Here is a 1,480-nt window from a genome sequence, read left to right as displayed (position 1 = left end):
GTAGTCTCGTTCATGGCGTATCGCTCTCCTTGAGGTTCTGGCAGGCTCGACACCCGCCTCGATACGCCGCCTCTCTCAACCCGTCATCACCCAGTGTCGGCCATAGCTCGCATTCAGCTGACGCTCGTTTCAGCGACCGACTTCGCGCTTATTTGCGCAGCATGAAGTTGAAGAAATTTCCTCAGTGCGCTGATAGCGGGCGAGTCGGAACGGTTTCGCGCGGAGACAATGCCGATCTGTCGCGAGGCGCGGGGCTCCACCTTCAAGAGGCGGCACCGGGAAAGATTAAGCCCGCGCAAGGCGAGGCGCGGCAAGATTGTGACACGGAAGCCAAACCCAACCAAGGAGACCAAGGCGTGGGTGTTAATGATTTCCTGTGACGGTTGAGGCGTCGAACCTACATTGCGGAATAGCCTCTCCAAGCTTTCCCGCAGATCGACGCCTCGAGGATTGAGGAGAAGAGGGTGCTTGGCCAGCTCCTTCAACTTGACGCGAGTTCGATTGCCAAGAGGATGATCCTTGTCGGGGACAAGCGCTGCAAACTCGTCCTCGAACAACGGAACGAAGTGCAATTCTCGGATAAGTTCGTTTTGCGAAAGCAAGCCAATGTCGACTTCGCCGTCTCGAATCAAGTCGATCGCTCGTCGCGAATCGGCGTCGCGAAGGCGCAGCTCTATTCCTGGATGTTGCGCCGCGAACGCAGTCATGATCTCCGGCATGAGTGTCGCTGCCAGTTCATGTCTCTAGGGGCAAAGAGCGGCATGCGGAGACGTTTGAAATCGCCCCTCTCCATCATGTGTGCCGAAAGGTCGTCTTCGGCGACTCGATGTCCAACCGCCAAGATCTGCGACTTCTTTCCGCCATCGCGTCGCGAAACCAGCGTTTCGAAGGCCTCGATCACTTTGACTTTTTGGCGTTCATTGTCCCAATCGTTCACATTGTGGGCATCGTCGAGAATAATGTAATCGCCACCCTTGCCGGTTACGCTTCGAACCGGAACCGCACGGACCCGGCCGCCGCCGATCACGGCGAAGTCGTCCTTGCGCGAATGACTGTCCGAGATCCGGGTTTTGAAGGCCGCCTTGTACCAGTCGCTTTCCATGATTTCCCGGATCTGACGCACGATGTCTTCGGCAATTTCTTCGCTACGAGACATTGTCCGAGCCAACGAAGCGCATCATCGGGTGGTCACCCCGACAACTACATCGCTCACGACGAGGAGGGGGCCCACGCGCATCAGGGTTTCAGCGGAACACACAACTACATCCTGCGGGCCGACATGGTGTACTTCGAGGCGCCGAACAACGGCGCGGTGCTTGCGAGCGGATCCATTGCATTCGGCATGGCTCTGCCGATCAATGGTTTCGAGAACAACGTCTCGCAGCTCCTAGGAGCCCGTCCAGATAGCTTTCTGGTTGGCGCATTTCGACACGAAATCCCGCTCATGGGGGCCTTGCGAGGTTAGCGAGCTTCACGAGGT

Annotated in this window: 2 protein-coding genes; one reads left to right on the top strand and one right to left on the bottom strand. The window is 57.5% G+C overall.

From position 1 onward, the window contains the following. Positions 1 to 113: 113 nt before the first annotated feature. Positions 114 to 734 carry a LysR substrate-binding domain-containing protein gene (locus K288_RS49190; protein WP_256378900.1) on the bottom strand — a complete coding sequence of 207 codons (621 nt, stop codon included), beginning with the start codon at positions 732 to 734 and terminating at the stop codon, positions 114 to 116. 92 nt (positions 735 to 826) lie between these two features. Between K288_RS49190 and K288_RS53360 the strand changes: the two genes are divergently transcribed. Then, on the top strand, positions 827 to 1,465 hold the full coding sequence (locus K288_RS53360; protein ID WP_152535992.1) for a hypothetical protein: 639 nt from the start codon (positions 827 to 829) through the stop codon (positions 1,463 to 1,465). Positions 1,466 to 1,480 lie beyond the last annotated feature (15 nt).

It is taken from the genome of Bradyrhizobium sp. Ai1a-2, assembly GCF_000426245.1.
Lineage (GTDB): Bacteria > Pseudomonadota > Alphaproteobacteria > Rhizobiales > Xanthobacteraceae > Bradyrhizobium.
The sequence above is the reverse complement of the archived record's forward strand: the minus strand, read 5'-3'. Positions and strand labels throughout refer to the sequence as shown.